Here is a 15,568-nt window from a genome sequence, read left to right as displayed (position 1 = left end):
TCAATCCGGTTTCACAGGTCGATCGGAATACCGGGTGTGAATAAAACACTGCCGCTGGATTTCATCCGAAACACGATAGACCTCGGAACGGATATCACACAACAGTTCCGCCAGAGCCTCACAGGCTTTGTCCGGGCGTTTTCGCTCAAATGGATGTAAATCAACCGCTTGCAGACGTTGCAGGGCTTCGCCGAGATCGGGCGGAAACAGTTGGCCGGTTTTCCGCCCCATCTCCGGCAGGTCCTTCTGAAGTTGCCTGAGCTGGAACATCACCGAGTGGGGGTTGCTCGCGTCCATGACCAGGGTATGGAGTACGCCCAGAAGCTCCGGTGTACGGCGGTATCGGGTGCGGTAGGTGACTTCCGAGTTCGCCACCTCCAGCAGCCACTCAAGCATGGCATGGCGGCTGAACCGGTCGCTGAACAACGGCACGCAAATCAAGGTACAGAGGTTGGCAAGGCGCTCGAGACGTCGGCCGATCACCAGGAAAACCCAGCTGGCGTCCCGGGTAATATCATCCATCGCAAATCCGGCCAGTGAGACGCAGTCCAGCAACACCAGGTTCAGTGCCCGGATCGACTGGTCCGGCGTGGCGGGTGCCGGGCTGAGGGGTTTGCCAACCCGGTTGAGCGTATGCCAGTTGTCGGAAGACAGCCGGTCACGGACCTGACTGGCGTTGAACAGCAAAGCCTGAAGAATGGAAGCGACGGAACCCGGAAACTTCAGATCGCTGACCGCCTTCAGCAGCGCTTCAGGAAGCGGCTCGGGCACCGCGTCCTCTTCTGCCTCCGGAAGGGTTCCAAACTGCTCAGCCGCCTGCTGCAAACCCAACAGGGCTTCTTCGCTTGCCTGATCATGACCCGACAACCGGTTGAAGGCTGCCCGCAATAGCCGTGCAGTACATTCCGCCCGCTCCGAGTGGCGCCCCATCCAGAACAGGTTTTCACCCACGCGCGACGGCGTGTCTCTCTCACCGTCCAGCAGATCCGAAACCTGCAACCGCTTCTTGATAAGGGAGGTTGACGGCCCCGTATAGCGGGCCTGCACCCAGGTGTCTTTCGACAATCCGCCCCGCTGCATGGAGATGACCTCCACGCCTTCGTCCATGGCCACCCGGGTCAGTCCACCGGGCATGACCCGCCAGCCCGAAGGCGTGGCCGCGGCGAACAGTCGTAGACCGATGGATCGCGTTGCCAGCGGCTGGTCCCGCTCGCCCTTCCAGACCGGCGCCTGGGACAGGTGCACCAGCTCCTGGCCCACGAAGGCATGGGGGTGAGCGTGCATTTTCTTGATAAGAGCGTCTCGCTCTTCGCCCTTCACCTGATAGCCGAAAACCGGCTCCATACGCATGCTCGCGAACGCCGGTTTGATCACCAGTTCGTCCAGGTGCTCGATCACATAGTCCAGGGCCGGCTTTTCTCCACACCACCACGAGGCCACCGATGGCATGGCCAAAGGCGAGCCCAGCAGTTTCTTCGAAATCTCCGGAAGGAAACCGAACAACGCGGCGCTCTCCAGCACACCTGAGCCCAACGCATTGGCCATCAGAACCTTGCCCGCCCGCACAGCACCCAATAAACCGGGAATGCCGAGAACAGAATCCGCACGAAGCTCCAACGGATCACAGAAGCCATCATCCAGCCGACGGTAGATAGCGTGAACACGACGCAGTCCCTGAAGGGTTTTCAGGTAGACGGTATCGTCACGCACGGTCAGGTCCTGGCCCTCAACTAAGGGCAAGCCCAGATAACGGGCGAGAAAGACATGTTCGAAATAGGTTTCGTTGAAACGGCCGGGGGTCAACAGAACACACAGCGGCGACTCGGTTCCAGCGGGCGACATGCCCGCCAGGCTGTTCTGGAATCCCTGGAAGAACTCCGACAAATTGGTTACCGGAAGATTGTGGAACGGTGCCGGGAACGCCCGGGAAATCACCAGCCGGTTCTGCAAGGCATAGCCTGCGCCCGAGGGAGCCTGGGTCCGGTCTGCCATTACCCACCAACCGCCGTCCGGTGCCCGCGCCAGATCCAGGGCATAGAGATGCAGGAACCGGCCACCGGCTGGCTGAATTCCCTGGCAGGGCCACTGAAAACCCGCTTGCCCGTATACGAGGGCCGGAGGCATCAGCCCCTCTTTTAACAGCGACTGGTCGCCATAAAGGTCTGCCAGAACCCGGTCCAGTAGCTCTGCACGCTGAGCCACGGCTTTGGAGAGCCATTGCCACTCATCCGCGCCCAGCACCAACGGCAAAAGATCGACTTCCCAGGGCCGGGAATCTCCGCGAGGGTCTTCGTAAACGTTATAGGTGACACCGTCTTCGGCAATCGCGTTGGCAACGGCCTGGGACCTGAGGTTGAGGCTGTCCACCGATTCAAGGTTGAGCTGCTTCAGCAAGGGCCGCCAATGGGACTTCGGCCCGGAACCCATGGAGCCAAGCTCATCAAACCGATCCGGCACCGGGTGGTACTGGCGGAGGATGTCAGTTACTGCACGCTGCTTCGCCACCTTGAATTCAGGCTCCGTTAATCAGTGAGCTGGAAGCATAGCCGCTTTCTACTCTCCGGAGCCAGCATCAAACCACACGTCCAGGCATCTTATTTGTGATATCGCAGATCCAGGGTGAACGGGAATTCCCGGTGCTCCGGAACCGGTCGCAGGGGCTGTTGGCCGGAGCTGTGACCGGTTCTGAAGAAGCGCGCCATCCGCCGGCCCTCTGCCTCGAATGAATTCACCGGCAGGGTCTCGAAATTACGGCCGCCGGGGTGTGTTACGTGGTACTCGCAACCACCAAGGCTGCGTTCGTTCCAGGTATCCACGATATCGAAAACCAGCGGGCCATCGACGCCAATGGTTGGATGCATACACTGCGAAGGCTGCCAGGCACGGTAGCGCACGCCGGCCACAGATTCACCCACCATCCCGGTAGGTTGCAGCGGCAACGGCACCTCATTGCAAGTGATCTGGTATCGATCCGGCGCAGCACCACGAACCTTCACCTGCAAGCGCTCCAGAGAGGAGTCCACGTAGCGGGCCGTGCCGCCAATGGCGCCATGCTCGCCCGTGACATGCCAGGGCTCAAGGGCAGAACGCAGCTCAAGGGTAATGCCCTTGACCTTGTAGTCGCCGATTCGTGGGAAGCGGAATTCGAAATGGGGTGCGAACCATTCGCTCTCAAGCGGGTAGCCGTGCGCCTTCATGTCGTCGATGACGTCCTCGAAATCCTGCCAGACATAGTGGGGCAGCAGGAAACGGTCGTGCAGTTCCGTGCCCCAGCGCACCAGACCGGAAGGCTTGTAGGGTTGCTCCCAGAAGCGGGCCACCAGGGCCCGCAACAGCAGTTGCTGGGTCAGGCTCATCCGGGCGTGAGGCGGCATCTCGAAGGCCCGCAGCTCCAGTAACCCGTGGCGCCCGCCGGGGCCATCCGGGGAATACAGTTTGTCGATGCAGAACTCGGCCCGGTGGGTATTGCCGGTCACATCCGTGAGCAAATCACGGAGCAGACGGTCCACCACCCAGGGCGCGACTTTTTTGCCCATAGGGCATAACCGCTCCATCTCCCTGAAGGCCAGCTCCATCTCGAACACATGGTCGTTGCGAGCCTCATCGATCCGTGGCGCCTGGGAACTGGGACCGATAAACAGGCCCGAGAACAGGTAGGACAGGCTGGGATGGTTATGCCAGTAACTGATCAGGCTGCGTAACAGGTCGGGACGTCGAAGAAAGGGCGAATCCTCCGCCTTTTGGGCGCCCAGTACGAAGTGGTTGCCGCCACCGGTGCCGGTATGGCGCCCGTCCATCATGAACTTCTCGGAGGTCAGCCGGCACTCATAGGCGTCCGCGTACAGAGTCTCTGTCTGTTCAACCAGCTCATCCCAGGTTCGCACCGGCTGCACATTCACTTCGATCACCCCGGGGTCTGGCGTGATGCGGAAATGACTCAACCGGTGGTCCGAGGGCGGTTCGTAACCCTCAAGCAGGACCGGCTGCTGTAGCTCTTCAGCGGTTTTTTCAATGGCTGACACCAGGGCAAGGTAGGGTTCCAGATCCTCCAACGGCGGCATAAAGATGCGAAGGATGCCATCTCGGGGCTCCACACACAGGGCCGTACGGACAACCTCGGGTGCCGACTTTCCTTTTTTGGGAGGTTCCAATTCCGGGGACGTTTGTCCCGCCTGGCTGCGGCTGTTCCATTGCCGGATTTCCTCGTTCCCGGGCAACGGGCCACGGGGCGCAAAGGGGTCCTGCTCGTGTATCCAGGGGTAATCGGCCTCTTCTACCCAAGGCTGACTATCCAGAGGCAGACGATGCCCCATGGGGGAGCCGCCGGGAACCAGGTAACAGCGTTCACTGCGCAGGAACCAGGGGCCCGTCTCCCATTCCTGTCCCTTTTCGGTGACCCGCAGGGGCAGCACGTAGCCAACGGGCTCATCGAGACCGCGACTGAAAATCTCCTGAAGCTGCTTCCGTTCCAGGGCATTCTCGAGTTTGGCGTCAAATGGGTCGACGTTGACCGGCAAGCGACGTTCCCGCCACAGGTAATAGAAGGCATCTTCAAACGCCGGGAACATCTGTTTTTCATCAACGCCCAGCTGTTTCGCCAATCCCTGCAGAAACCGATGAGCCGCTTCCGGGGTCGCCCCACCTGCAGAGCGTTCATCCGCCAGCCAGCGCTCATCATGCCAGAGTGGCTCGCCATCCTTGCGCCAGTAACAGTTCAGGGACCACCGTGGCAGCGGCTCGCCCGGGTACCACTTACCCTGGCCGAAATGAATCAGCCCGCCGGCACCATAACGATCCCGCATCCGGTGATAGAGTTCGATGGCCTTCAGCCGCTTGGTCGGCCCCATTGCCTCGGTGTTCCACTCTGGCTCGTCCCGGTCATGATTGGCCACGAACGTCGGTTCGCCGCCCTGGGTCAGGCGCACATCCAGCTCGGCCAAACGCTGGTCCACATCATGACCGAGGCCGACGATGCGTTGCCACTGGGCTTCGGTATAGGGTTTGGTTACCCGCGGGGCCTCCCAGATGCGCTGGACGCTCATCTGATGCTCAAACTCGACTCCGCAGTCCTCCACCATGCCGGTAATCGGAGCGGCAGAAGACGGATCGGGACTGCAGGCCAATGGAATATGGCCTTCCCCGGCAAACAGTCCGGAGGTTGGATCCAGACCTACCCAACCCGCCCCAGGCAAAAAGACCTCACACCAGGCGTGCAGATCCGTAAAGTCCTCCTCTGCACCAGACGGGCCGTCCAGCGCTTTCTGGTCAGCTTTGAGCTGAATCAGGTAACCGGATACGAACCGTGCCGCCAGGCCAAGATGGCGAAGCGTCTGGACCAGTAACCAGGTGGAATCCCGACAGGATCCGGAGCCTTTCTTCAGCGTCTCTTCCGGCGTCTGTACACCCGGCTCCATCCGTATCAGGTAGTCGACCCGGTCGGCAATACGCTGGTTCACACCCACCAGGAAATCCACACTGGGCATTTCCTTGCGGTCTATGGAGGCCATCCACTTCTGAAACTCCTGAGTCTCCGGCAACTTCTGTAAATAGGGTGCAAGCTCTGCCGTCTGCCATTCCTCGTAGTCGAAGGGGATTGTCTCCGCCCAAGGTTCCAGAAAGAAATCGAACGGGTTGATCACGGCCATCTCGGCCACAAGATCCACGACGATCTTCAGCTCCCGGGTTTTCTCCGGGAACACCAGACGGGCCAGATAGTTGGCCTGCGGGTCCTGTTGCCAGTTAAGGAAGTGGTCTGCCGGCTCAACCTTTAGCGAGTAGCTCAGGATGCGGGTACGCGCATGGGGACAGGGCCGTAGCCGAACCACCTGGGGCCCCAGAGTAATGGGGCGCTCATAGCGATAGTGGGTGGTATGACTCAGAGCAACATGGATCGACATGGAACCTATCTCGCAGGCGAAAGAAAATGGCAGTTTCAGGCTATCTCGTAGACAGGAAACCAGGTCTCTGCAATATCCTCGTGAAGCTCACCGATCTCCAACTGCAGGTTTTCCAGGAACAGGATCACGTCTTCCTTACGGATCAGTGCATCCACATCGCCCTCCCGGGTGTGACGTACTGCCTGCAATGCCGTGCGTAACGGAATCTCGTTCCTGGGCAGGCGACCGAGAGCATTGGCCACTTCGCCGAGACTGTGCAGCACCGACCGCGGAAACGGCTCGTTCTGCAGCAGGAAGCGGATGACCAGAGGCCCGCTGACCTTGCGCCGGACGTTGTGGCGGTACATCTGGAACGCACTCTGATAACGCAGCACACTGGTCCACAAAAGCCCGCCGTAGGTTTCTGTGCCATCCCAGCCATCCAGGAACTGCAGGGCTCCGACCTCAATTTGCCGCGTGGCCATATCCGCCCTCTCAAGGTTGCGACCGACCCGAATAAAATCGTACCCCGCATCGTGACTCATACACCCGGCCAGCAAGCCATTAAGCATCTGGCAGCGACCCACGATTTCGTTCAGAAATTCATATCGCGCCCGTTTACCAACCCCCTGGTCTATATGCTCGAGAATATAACGGTAGAGCTCATTGATGACCTCCCAGGCGTCGGTCGGAATCTGATCCCGGGTAGTGCGCACGTTCTCCCGGGCGGCCTTGATGCAGGAGGCTATGGAGCTAGGGTTGTAGCCGTCCGCCATCAGAAACTTGACGCAGTTGCGCTCATCGGCCTTCTGATGGTGCTGATCAAACAACGCGCCCATGCCGGTAACCGCCACCAGTCCCTTCCAGGACAGTTGGGTTTCCCGGGGCATATCCAGCGCCAGGGAATTGAAGGCCATGATCATTCGGGCGTTGTTCTCGGCCCGCTCAAGGTATCTGGCCATCCAGTACAGTCGTTCCGCTACACGTGACAGCACATCAATTCTCCTCGTCCACGATCCAGGTATCCTTGCTTCCACCACCCTGGGAAGAATTCACCACCAGGGAGCCTTTTCTCATCGCCACCCGCGTGAGCCCGCCAGCCGTGACGTAGGTTCTGACGCCCTGCAATACAAAGGGCCGCAGATCCAGATGACGGGGCGCCAGGCCTTCGTCACAAAGGGTTGGCGCCACGGACAGATTCAGCGTGGGTTGGGCGATGTAGTTGCGCGGGTTCTTCTTGATCAGGCGGGCAAACTCGGTGCGCTGCTTCTTGGTTGAATGCGGCCCCACCAGCATGCCGTAGCCCCCGGACTCGTTCGCCGGCTTGACCACCAGTTCATCAAGGTGTTCAAGAACGTACTCCTGGTCCTGTTTGTTCACACACATCCAGGTGGGCACGTTCGGGATGATGGGCTCCTCGTCCAGATAGTAACGAATCATATCCGGAACAAAGGCGTAGATAACCTTATCGTCGGCCACGCCAGCGCCGGGCGCATTGGCCAGGCCAACCTTGCCGTTGCGCCAGGCCCGCATCAGCCCCGGTACGCCCAGGGTAGAGTCGGCGCGGAACTCCTCCGGGTCGAGGAAATCGTCATCAATGCGCCGGTAGATCACATCCACACGTTCCAGACCCTCGACCGTCCGCATGTAGACACAGTCATCCTCGCCAACCACCAGGTCGGCCCCCTCCACCAGCTCCGCGCCCATCCGTTGCGCCAGGAAGGAATGCTCGAAATAGGCGGAATTGAATATACCCGGCGTCAGCACCGCAATCTTCGGGTGATCCTGTGGCCGGGGCGAAATCGACGCCAGCATGTCGAACAGCTGGTTTGTGTAGTCATCCACCGGCAGGATGCTGGTGTTATCGAACAGCTCCGGGAACACCCGCTTGGTCAACTGTCGATTCTCCAACATGTAAGAGACACCGGAAGGAACCCGCAGGTTATCCTCAAGAACGTACACGGTGCCGTCCTTGTCCCGAACCAGATCCGACCCGCAGATATGGGCCCAGACGCCCAATGGCGGGGTAAACCCCCGGCACTGTTCACGGAAGTTCTTGGAGTTGGCGAACACGTACTTCGGGATCACCTTGTCCTTGACGATGTTCTGGTCGTTGTAGATGTCATTGATGAACATATTGAGGGCGGTCAGGCGCTGGGCCAGGCCCTGCTCGATGGTCTCCCATTCCCTGAGCGATATCACCCGTGGGATTATATCGAAGGGCCAGGCCCGATCTATGTTTTCACCCTCGCTGTAGATGGTGAAGCTGATCCCCATCTCCAGAATGGCCAGTTCGGCAGCCTGCTGGCGCGCCTGGATCTCCTCGGAACCAAGATTGCCCAGGTAGTCGGTAATCGCTGTGGCCGCAGACCGGGGCTTGCCCTTGGCGGCAATCAGCTCATCGAAGAAGTCGTTGGGATCGTAGTTTTTCCAGTCTATCGATTTGTTCTTTTTCATTTGGGGTCCTTTCGTTAACCACCGTGAGCTATTCGGTGTACCAGGCGGAGTTTCTCCACCACCGGAGCTGCCAGCACAAAAGGATAGGCATCCTCATGTCCCATGCTTCGGTTAAGACTGTTGAGCGCAAGCGTCAGAGGTAACCAGTGCTTGATCAGTGCCTCGAAATCATCAACCTGGTAGGGATCAAACGCAGGGTCCGGTTCGCTGTGCATTACCGGGCGCTGCCTGGCATTCACTCGCATCCCGAACTGCCAGGCTGTTTCTAATGTATCCACCATATGCAGGTAGTGTGCCCAGGTCTCTGCCCAGTCTTCCCAGGCATGGCTGCTGGCATAGGCGCTGATGTACCAGCTTTGCCAGTCAGCGGGCGGGCCGTACTGGTAATGCTGGTCCATGGCCTGTCTGTAGTCTCGGGTGTCATCCCCGAAAACTTCACGGACTGGACCCAGCCATGGCCCGGTCCGGACCAGCACATCCCAGTAGTAATGGCCGGATTCGTGGCGAAAATGCCCCAAAACAGTGCGATAAGGTTCGGCCATCTGGCTCCGCATCCGCTCCCGTTCCACCGGGTCCGCCTCGGCAATGTTCATGGTAATCACACCATTGGCGTGGCCGGTTTTTACTTTCGCCCGCTCGTCAAACATCGCCGGCTGATCGGCCAGAAAATCAAACGCCAGTCCATACTGGTCTTCATTCCGGGGTTCGCAAGGCAGCTTGAGACGCAACACGGAATACACCAGCCGACGTTTATCTTTTTCCAGACGCAGCCATAGAGCGTGATTTTTCGGGACACTGAGGTCGGGGATGGTGCGATTCAGGCGACAGGCGACGCAGTATGTGTGGGAGTCCGGATAGGGTATCAGCCAGTTGCAGGCGCCCTGGCTCTGATAGTTGCCACAAAGCCGGTAAAGGTCCCCCTGGGCGACGTTCGCCCAGGTGCCACTATCCTTTGGCTCGATGGCCAGCAAGTCCATGACATCCGGGGCAAAGCCCAGGCCAGACCCGCAACTGGTACAACGACTGTTTTCAAAATAAAGCAGGTTGGCGCATCGGCCGCAGTGGAACAGCTTCATCGGGGGGCATCCTTGGCCGATACCGGCAAGACCATTGCTTCAAGTATTGGCCATCCGGGCCAAAACGCAACTTATCCACCGTTAAAAACCCGGCCTTGTGCCCCGTCCAGTCGGACACTAGAGGGCCAGGGCAGGCTCATCCCCGGAGACGATTTCCCCGGCACCTGTGCACTCGTATTGCTCAGCGTCAAAACGTCGTGTCTGGTGGCGAAACTGCCAGGTAAAGCCCGGCCACAGGGTGGTGTTCTTACCGTTTTCGTTGACGTACCAACTCTTGCACCCGGTTTGCCACACGGAGTCACCGAGCTTGGCGTGAATGGAAGCGTTGTACCGGCTCTGGGCGTCCGGCTTCACTTCCATACTGCTCCATTGCTGCCGGCGCATCTGTTTCAGGGCATCCAGCACGTACTGAATCTGACTCTCGATCATATACACCATGGAGCTGTGGCCGAGGCCGGTATTTGGTCCCATCAGCATGAAGAAATTCGGAAAACCACTAACGGTGGTGCCTTTATAGGCCTCGGCGCCGTCCTTCCAGGCGTCCAGCAGGTCCTGACCATTGCGGCCAAACACCATGCCCGCAGGAATCGGATCCTGGGCCCTGAAGCCCGTACCGTAGATGATGCAATCCACCTGGCGCTCGTTGCCCTGCTGGTCGATGACGGTATTGCCCTGAACCTCTCGGATTCCCTCAGTCACAACGTCCACATGATCCTGTGCCAGCGCCGGATAGTAGTTGTTGGAAATCAGTACCCGCTTGCAGCCAAAATGGAAATCCGGGGTAACCTTTTTGCGCAACGCCTTGTCCGGAATCTGGTTGCGAATATGTCGGCGGGCCTGCAGTTCACCCAGCTTCAGAATACGGGGGTTACCCACAAAACCCAGCACTCGCGCCTCAAGCGACCAGTAAATACTCTGACGGAAGGCATTGAGTGTTTGCGGGAACACCCGGAACAGCCGCTTCTCCAGCGGCCGGATGGCGCGATCCGGCTTGGGCATGATCCAGGGTGGCGTGCGCTGGTAAAGGTCCACCCTCGCGGCCTGCTTCGTAACTTCCGGCACAAACTGGATGGCAGAGGCACCGGTACCAATAACCGCTACCCGCTTGCCCCGCAGGTCGTAGTCGTGGTCCCAGTCCTGGGAATGAAAACGTTTGCCAGTGAAGGATTCGATCCCCTTGATCTCCGGATAGGCCGGGGTGCTCAGTCCCCCCATCCCGGAAACAAGGATATCCGCCCTCAACGTACTGAATTCCGGCAGTTCCTTATCGGTGCGATCCAACCGTTCTCCCGGCTTCAAGCCCTTCTCCTGCAGGTAGGCCCACAGCGCCGGGCCGTCACAGGTTTCAACAGTCCACCGTTGGTTGGCCTCATCGAAGCGCGCTCCCGCCACATGGGTATTCAGCCGGATGTGCTTCATCAGCCCGTATTTCTCGGCGCAGTGCTTCAGGTAGGCCTTGATCTCGTGCTGCTGGGCGTACATCCGGCTCCAGTTCGGGTTCTGTTCGAAGGAGAAGGAGTAGAGTGCAGACTGCACATCACAGGCACACCCCGGGTAGTGGTTCTGGTGCCAGGTGCCACCAATGTCGTCACTCTGCTCCAGGATCACAAAGTCGTTGTAGCCAGCTTCCTTGAGTTTTATGGCCATGCCCAGGCCGGAGAAGCCGGTGCCGATGATGGCGATCTGTGTGTTCAGTGTCATTGCTGCACTCCTGCGTTGGCCTGCCCGACCTTGTCTGTTGTTGTCCGGTTGGTCATGATGACCGGTAGACACATGTATACACAGATTGGTATACAACCGTATACTCCTGGCTCGGTGATTGGCCTGAGGTGACTGATCGTTGGCCTCTGCGGCGGGCTCTGGCTGGGGGGGGGCTGGTCATTTGTGGGAAGGGCTTCCAAAACGCGCTCCTTGCGGCACATCCCTGTGGCGCTTGGCTCTCGCCATCCATGGCGAGAGACAGTTTTGGAAGCCCTTCCCACAAACGACCGTCAGACTCACAGTGGCCCACCCTCAGAGATTCTTTTGAAATCTGGCAGGCCTATTCCAATATCCGACAGCCGCTCTTGCACCCAACCAGAGGAAAAGATGAACGGATTAACCGGCGGAAAGCTGAAACTCATCCAGGCGGCGCTTCGGCTGATTACCGAAACCCGGAGCCTGACATCGCTGGGACTGCGGGAGCTTGCCCGGGAAGCGGGGCTGAACCCGAATACGTTTTACCGACACTTCAAGAGCCTGGATGAATTCGGCCTGCAGGTACTGGGTTACATTGCCGAGGAGATGAAAGCCGGGGTCCGGGATCTGCGGCAGATGGCGGACTCTTCCGAACAGGCATCGCGGGATACGGTGGCGTTTGTGTATCACTATTTCCTGGCCAATCCGGCGGCAACTACGGTGGCCGTGCGGGAACTCCACGGCCCCTCCCCAATACTGCGCCGGGCCCTGGAATCACAGCTTGATGCCAGCGCCCGGGAAATGGCCGAAGATATTATCGAGCGACAACTGGTAAGCGCCGTGCCGCCGGAGACCATTCATGAAATCTCCCGAATGACCATCCGCTACATCCTGTTCCGGGCCATGGATTACATCGAGAAGCCCGCCCAGCGCCAAACCATCCAGACCGAAACCGAACACTTCATCAACCGGCAATTCCGGGGTGCGATGCTCGATCACCTGTCCCAGACGGAAGTCGAACGCCTCGCCCTGAGACATAGCTGAAATACATCGGATTACTCCGCTTTCCGGGCAGATCTGGCAACCTGCACTAGTATGTAGATAACCAGAACAAGTGATTGATCGGGAAATCCGGAGGCACTCCAATAATGAAAATCGGTATCCCTAAGGAAATCTTCGAGGATGAGCGGCGGGTCGCCGCAACGCCCCCCTCTGTTCACAAACTGATCGGGCTCGGTTACGACGTCATCGTCGAAGGCGGCGCCGGCGAAGCCGCTAACTATTCCGATGCCGCCTATGAAAAAGTGGGCGCAGCCATCGCAGCCGATACCAGCTCGCTGTGGAAAGAAGCCGACTTTATCCTGAAAGTCCGCGCCCCCATGGAGAATCCGGCGCTGGGCAAGCACGAAGCGGATCTGATGAAAGAAGGGGCGTTTCTGGTCAGCTACATCTGGCCGGCCCAGAACCCCGAACTTCTGGAGAAACTGGCCGCCAGAAAGATCACGTCTTTTGCCATCGACAGTCTGCCCCGCATCAGCCGCGCCCAGAAGATGGACGCCCTCAGCGCCATGGCCAACATTGCCGGCTATCGAGCGGTGATCGAGGCGGCGAACCACTTCGGGCGCTTCTTTACCGGCCAGGTAACGGCTGCAGGCAAAGTCCCACCCGCGAAAATTATGGTGATCGGTGCCGGGGTAGCGGGCCTGGCGGCCATTGGCGCCGCCAACAGCATGGGCGCTATCGTTCGGGCTTTCGATACCCGTCTGGAGGTAAAGGAACAGGTCGAGAGCATGGGAGCGGAGTTCCTGGTTCTGGACTTCGATGACGAGGATGGCAGCGGCAGCGGTGGTTACGCCAAGCAGATGAGCGACGAGTTCATCAAGGCGGAGATGGCGCTGTTTGCGGAGCAGGCGGAAGAAGTGGATATCATCATCACTACCGCCCTGATTCCCGGTAAACCGGCGCCGAAACTGATCACCGCTGACATGGTGAAATCCATGAAGCCCGGTAGCGTGATTGTCGATCTGGCTTCCGAGCGGGGCGGTAACTGCGAACTCACCGAACCCGGCAAGGTGGCGCATCATCATGGCGTAACGCTGATCGGCTACACCGACCTGCCCAGCCGCATGGCCAAGGTCGCCAGTGAGCTCTACGCCACCAACCTGGTGCACCTGCTCACCGAGCTGACACCCGAAAAGGACGGGGCCCCAGTGGTCAACATGGAAGACGACGTCATCCGTGGCCTCACGGTGGTGCACAAAGAAGACATCACCTGGCCACCACCAAAACCGGAATCCCCGGTCAGTCCCAAGCCCGCACCGGGCACCGAGGAACCGTCGGCCGCTGACAAGGCAGCAGCAAAGAAAAACGCCGATCGCCGCAGCCTTATTGGCAAAGGTGTTCTTCTGGTCGTGACCGCCCTGGCACTCTATGGCGTTGGCGCGCACGCGCCAGAAAGCTTCTTGCAAAACTTTACCGTGTTCGTGCTGGCCTGCTTTATCGGTTGGCAGGTTATCTGGAACGTAACGCCTTCCCTGCACACCCCCCTGATGAGCGTCACCAACGCCATCAGCGGCATCATCGTGATCGGCGCCATTCTGCATCTGGCCCAGGCGGAAAACATTGCCGTCGGCATCATGGCGTTTGTCGCGGTGCTGATAGCCAGCATTAACGTGGGGGGCGGCTTTCGGGTCACCCATCGCATGCTCAAAATGTTCCGCAAGTAGGAGACGCCCGATATGAGCACAGGACTGGTGAGCGTGGCCTACGTGGTCGCAAGTATCTTGTTTATTCTCAGCCTCGGTGGCCTCAGCCACCAGGAATCGGCAAGGCGCGGTAATCTCTATGGCGTTGCCGGCATTATCATCGCCGTGGGAGCCACCCTGGCCAGCGTTGACGGAGGCATCGTCTCGATCGTGATTGCCGTGTTGCTGGGTGCCGGCATTGGCATTGCCATCGCCAACAAGGTGGAAATGACCCAGATGCCACAACTGGTGGCCCTACTCCACAGCTTTGTCGGCGCGGCAGCCGTGTTTGTCGGCTTTTCAGGCTACATCGAGCCGCTGATTGAGACCTCCGGAGCCGAGCACACCATCAAGCTTGTGGAAGTCTTCGTAGGTATCTTCATTGGCGCGGTCACCTTCACAGGTTCGCTGGTGGCCTGCGGCAAGCTCGACGGCCGGATCGACAGCAAAGCCCTTACCCTGCCCGGCCGGCACCTGATGAATCTGGTGGCAATCATTGTCTGCGTATTCCTCGGGGCCTGGTTCCTGGGCACCGACAGCATGGCCCTCGGCATCGTGGCGCTGGCACTGATGACCGCCATTGCCTCGGTGCTCGGTGTTCATCTGATCATGGCCATCGGCGGCGCCGACATGCCGGTGGTGGTGTCCATGCTGAACAGTTACTCCGGGTGGGCAGCCGCTTCCATCGGTTTCATGCTGGGCAATGATCTGTTGATTGTCGTTGGTGCCCTGGTGGGCAGCAGCGGTGCCATTCTCAGCTACATCATGTGCAAGGCCATGAACCGGTCATTCATCAGTGTCATCCTGGGTGGCTTCGGCCAGACCAGCAGCAGCTCGGCGGTCGCGGATGCCGACCAGACGGTGCACGAATCCAGTGTTGATGATGTCTGTGAAGAGCTGCGCAACGCGCAGTCAGTCATCATCGTGCCCGGTTATGGCATGGCGGTCGCCCAGGCGCAGAACGGCGTCAGCGAAATGACCAAGATCCTCCGGGACCGGGGTGTGAACGTGCGTTTTGGCATCCATCCGGTGGCCGGCCGCCTGCCGGGGCATATGAACGTATTATTGGCCGAGGCCCACGTGCCCTATGACATCGTTCTGGAAATGGACGAGATCAATGATGATTTCCCGGACACCGACGTGGTGCTGGTAATAGGTGCCAACGACACAGTGAACCCGGCCGCCGCTGAAGACCCGGGCAGCCCGATTGCCGGCATGCCGGTACTGGAGGTCTGGAAGGCCCACCAGGTGGTTATCCTCAAGCGGGGCATGGCCACCGGTTATTCCGGCGTGGAGAACCCGCTGTTCTTCAAGGACAACGCCCGCATGCTGTTCGGCGATGCCAAGGACAGCATCGATAAGCTGGTAGGAGGTTTGCGGGGCTGAAGGCCGCCCCGCGCCTGTTTACTTGCGAAGTTATTCGGTGGTGTTGTACACGTAGGACGACACGGTTCCGTCCTGGTTGAAACGCACCACCAGGTCGGTGGTTTCCGCATCACCGAAGGCAGACCACTTGTACTTGCCATAGGTCCAGGTGCGTTTGCCGTCCTCGATTCCGGTGCGCCACGGCTCGCCGAACATCTCCTGGATATCGGCCCGGGTGGTTTCACCCATCTGGATCTGGTCCACGTTGTGGGTGGCAAAATCTTTCCCGACGGTCGCACAGCCCACTATGACTGCCATCATAAGTGCCACGGACAGAGCTCTAATCGAACCAATCATCGACATACTAATGCCT

Annotated in this window: 10 protein-coding genes; 3 read left to right on the top strand and 7 right to left on the bottom strand. The window is 59.2% G+C overall.

Translation table 11 applies throughout. The annotated features are described in order from the left end of the window. The 6 genes from FMN52_RS10150 to FMN52_RS10125 form a co-directional block, all read right to left on the bottom strand. Positions 1 to 2,505, bottom strand: coding sequence for a circularly permuted type 2 ATP-grasp protein (locus FMN52_RS10150; protein ID WP_148608515.1), 2,505 nt, complete (start codon positions 2,503 to 2,505; stop codon positions 1 to 3). Between the two features lie 89 nt (positions 2,506 to 2,594). After that, the gene (locus tag FMN52_RS10145) at positions 2,595 to 5,897 is read right to left on the bottom strand and encodes a transglutaminase family protein (RefSeq protein WP_148608514.1); all 3,303 of its coding nucleotides are present in this window, start codon (positions 5,895 to 5,897) and stop codon (positions 2,595 to 2,597) included. 35 nt (positions 5,898 to 5,932) lie between these two features. After that, entirely contained in the window at positions 5,933 to 6,871 is a 939-nt protein-coding gene (locus tag FMN52_RS10140; protein WP_148608513.1) for an alpha-E domain-containing protein, read from the bottom strand. A 1-nt stretch (position 6,872) separates the two neighbouring features. Then, on the bottom strand, positions 6,873 to 8,333 hold the full coding sequence (locus FMN52_RS10135; RefSeq protein ID WP_148608512.1) for a circularly permuted type 2 ATP-grasp protein: 1,461 nt from the start codon (positions 8,331 to 8,333) through the stop codon (positions 6,873 to 6,875). A 14-nt stretch (positions 8,334 to 8,347) separates the two neighbouring features. Beyond that, on the bottom strand, positions 8,348 to 9,409 hold the full coding sequence (locus tag FMN52_RS10130; protein WP_148608511.1) for a putative zinc-binding peptidase: 1,062 nt from the start codon (positions 9,407 to 9,409) through the stop codon (positions 8,348 to 8,350). Between the two features lie 117 nt (positions 9,410 to 9,526). Then, on the bottom strand, positions 9,527 to 11,110 hold the full coding sequence (locus tag FMN52_RS10125) for an NAD(P)/FAD-dependent oxidoreductase (protein ID WP_148608510.1): 1,584 nt from the start codon (positions 11,108 to 11,110) through the stop codon (positions 9,527 to 9,529). A 387-nt stretch (positions 11,111 to 11,497) separates the two neighbouring features. On the opposite strand from FMN52_RS10125, the gene FMN52_RS10120 reads away from it, so the two are divergent. From FMN52_RS10120 to pntB, 3 genes are all read left to right on the top strand, one after another. Beyond that, complete coding sequence (locus tag FMN52_RS10120) at positions 11,498 to 12,130, top strand: TetR family transcriptional regulator (RefSeq protein ID WP_148608509.1); 633 nt, start codon at positions 11,498 to 11,500, stop codon at positions 12,128 to 12,130. A gap of 104 nt (positions 12,131 to 12,234) precedes the next feature. After that, on the top strand, positions 12,235 to 13,812 hold the full coding sequence (locus FMN52_RS10115; RefSeq protein ID WP_148608508.1) for a Re/Si-specific NAD(P)(+) transhydrogenase subunit alpha: 1,578 nt from the start codon (positions 12,235 to 12,237) through the stop codon (positions 13,810 to 13,812). Positions 13,813 to 13,824: 12 nt separating this feature from the next. Beyond that, complete coding sequence (pntB, locus tag FMN52_RS10110) at positions 13,825 to 15,216, top strand: Re/Si-specific NAD(P)(+) transhydrogenase subunit beta (RefSeq protein ID WP_148608507.1); 1,392 nt, start codon at positions 13,825 to 13,827, stop codon at positions 15,214 to 15,216. A gap of 30 nt (positions 15,217 to 15,246) precedes the next feature. On the opposite strand, the gene bamE is transcribed toward pntB, so the two are convergent. Then, positions 15,247 to 15,552: an outer membrane protein assembly factor BamE gene (gene bamE / locus FMN52_RS10105; RefSeq protein WP_148608506.1), complete on the bottom strand. Its 306-nt coding sequence runs from the start codon at positions 15,550 to 15,552 to the stop codon at positions 15,247 to 15,249. Positions 15,553 to 15,568: the final 16 nt, after the last annotated feature.

Origin of the sequence: Marinobacter sp. BW6, from assembly GCF_008107725.1 — a bacterium.
In the GTDB taxonomy this organism is placed as follows: domain Bacteria; phylum Pseudomonadota; class Gammaproteobacteria; order Pseudomonadales; family Oleiphilaceae; genus Marinobacter.
This window is presented reverse-complemented; position numbering and strand designations above follow the sequence as displayed.

What these genes read in the sequence shown, in the direction of transcription:
- FMN52_RS10145 (WP_148608514.1), bottom strand. Translation starts at nt 5,897, where the DNA reads ATGTCGATCCATGTTGCTCTGAGTCATACCACCCACTATCGCTATGAG.
- FMN52_RS10135 (WP_148608512.1), bottom strand. Translation starts at nt 8,333, where the DNA reads ATGAAAAAGAACAAATCGATAGACTGGAAAAACTACGATCCCAACGAC.
- FMN52_RS10130 (WP_148608511.1), bottom strand. Translation starts at nt 9,409, where the DNA reads ATGAAGCTGTTCCACTGCGGCCGATGCGCCAACCTGCTTTATTTTGAA.
- FMN52_RS10125 (WP_148608510.1), bottom strand. Translation starts at nt 11,110, where the DNA reads ATGACACTGAACACACAGATCGCCATCATCGGCACCGGCTTCTCCGGC.
- FMN52_RS10120 (WP_148608509.1), top strand. Translation starts at nt 11,498, where the DNA reads ATGAACGGATTAACCGGCGGAAAGCTGAAACTCATCCAGGCGGCGCTT.
- FMN52_RS10115 (WP_148608508.1), top strand. Translation starts at nt 12,235, where the DNA reads ATGAAAATCGGTATCCCTAAGGAAATCTTCGAGGATGAGCGGCGGGTC.
- pntB (WP_148608507.1), top strand. Translation starts at nt 13,825, where the DNA reads ATGAGCACAGGACTGGTGAGCGTGGCCTACGTGGTCGCAAGTATCTTG.
- bamE (WP_148608506.1), bottom strand. Translation starts at nt 15,552, where the DNA reads ATGATTGGTTCGATTAGAGCTCTGTCCGTGGCACTTATGATGGCAGTC.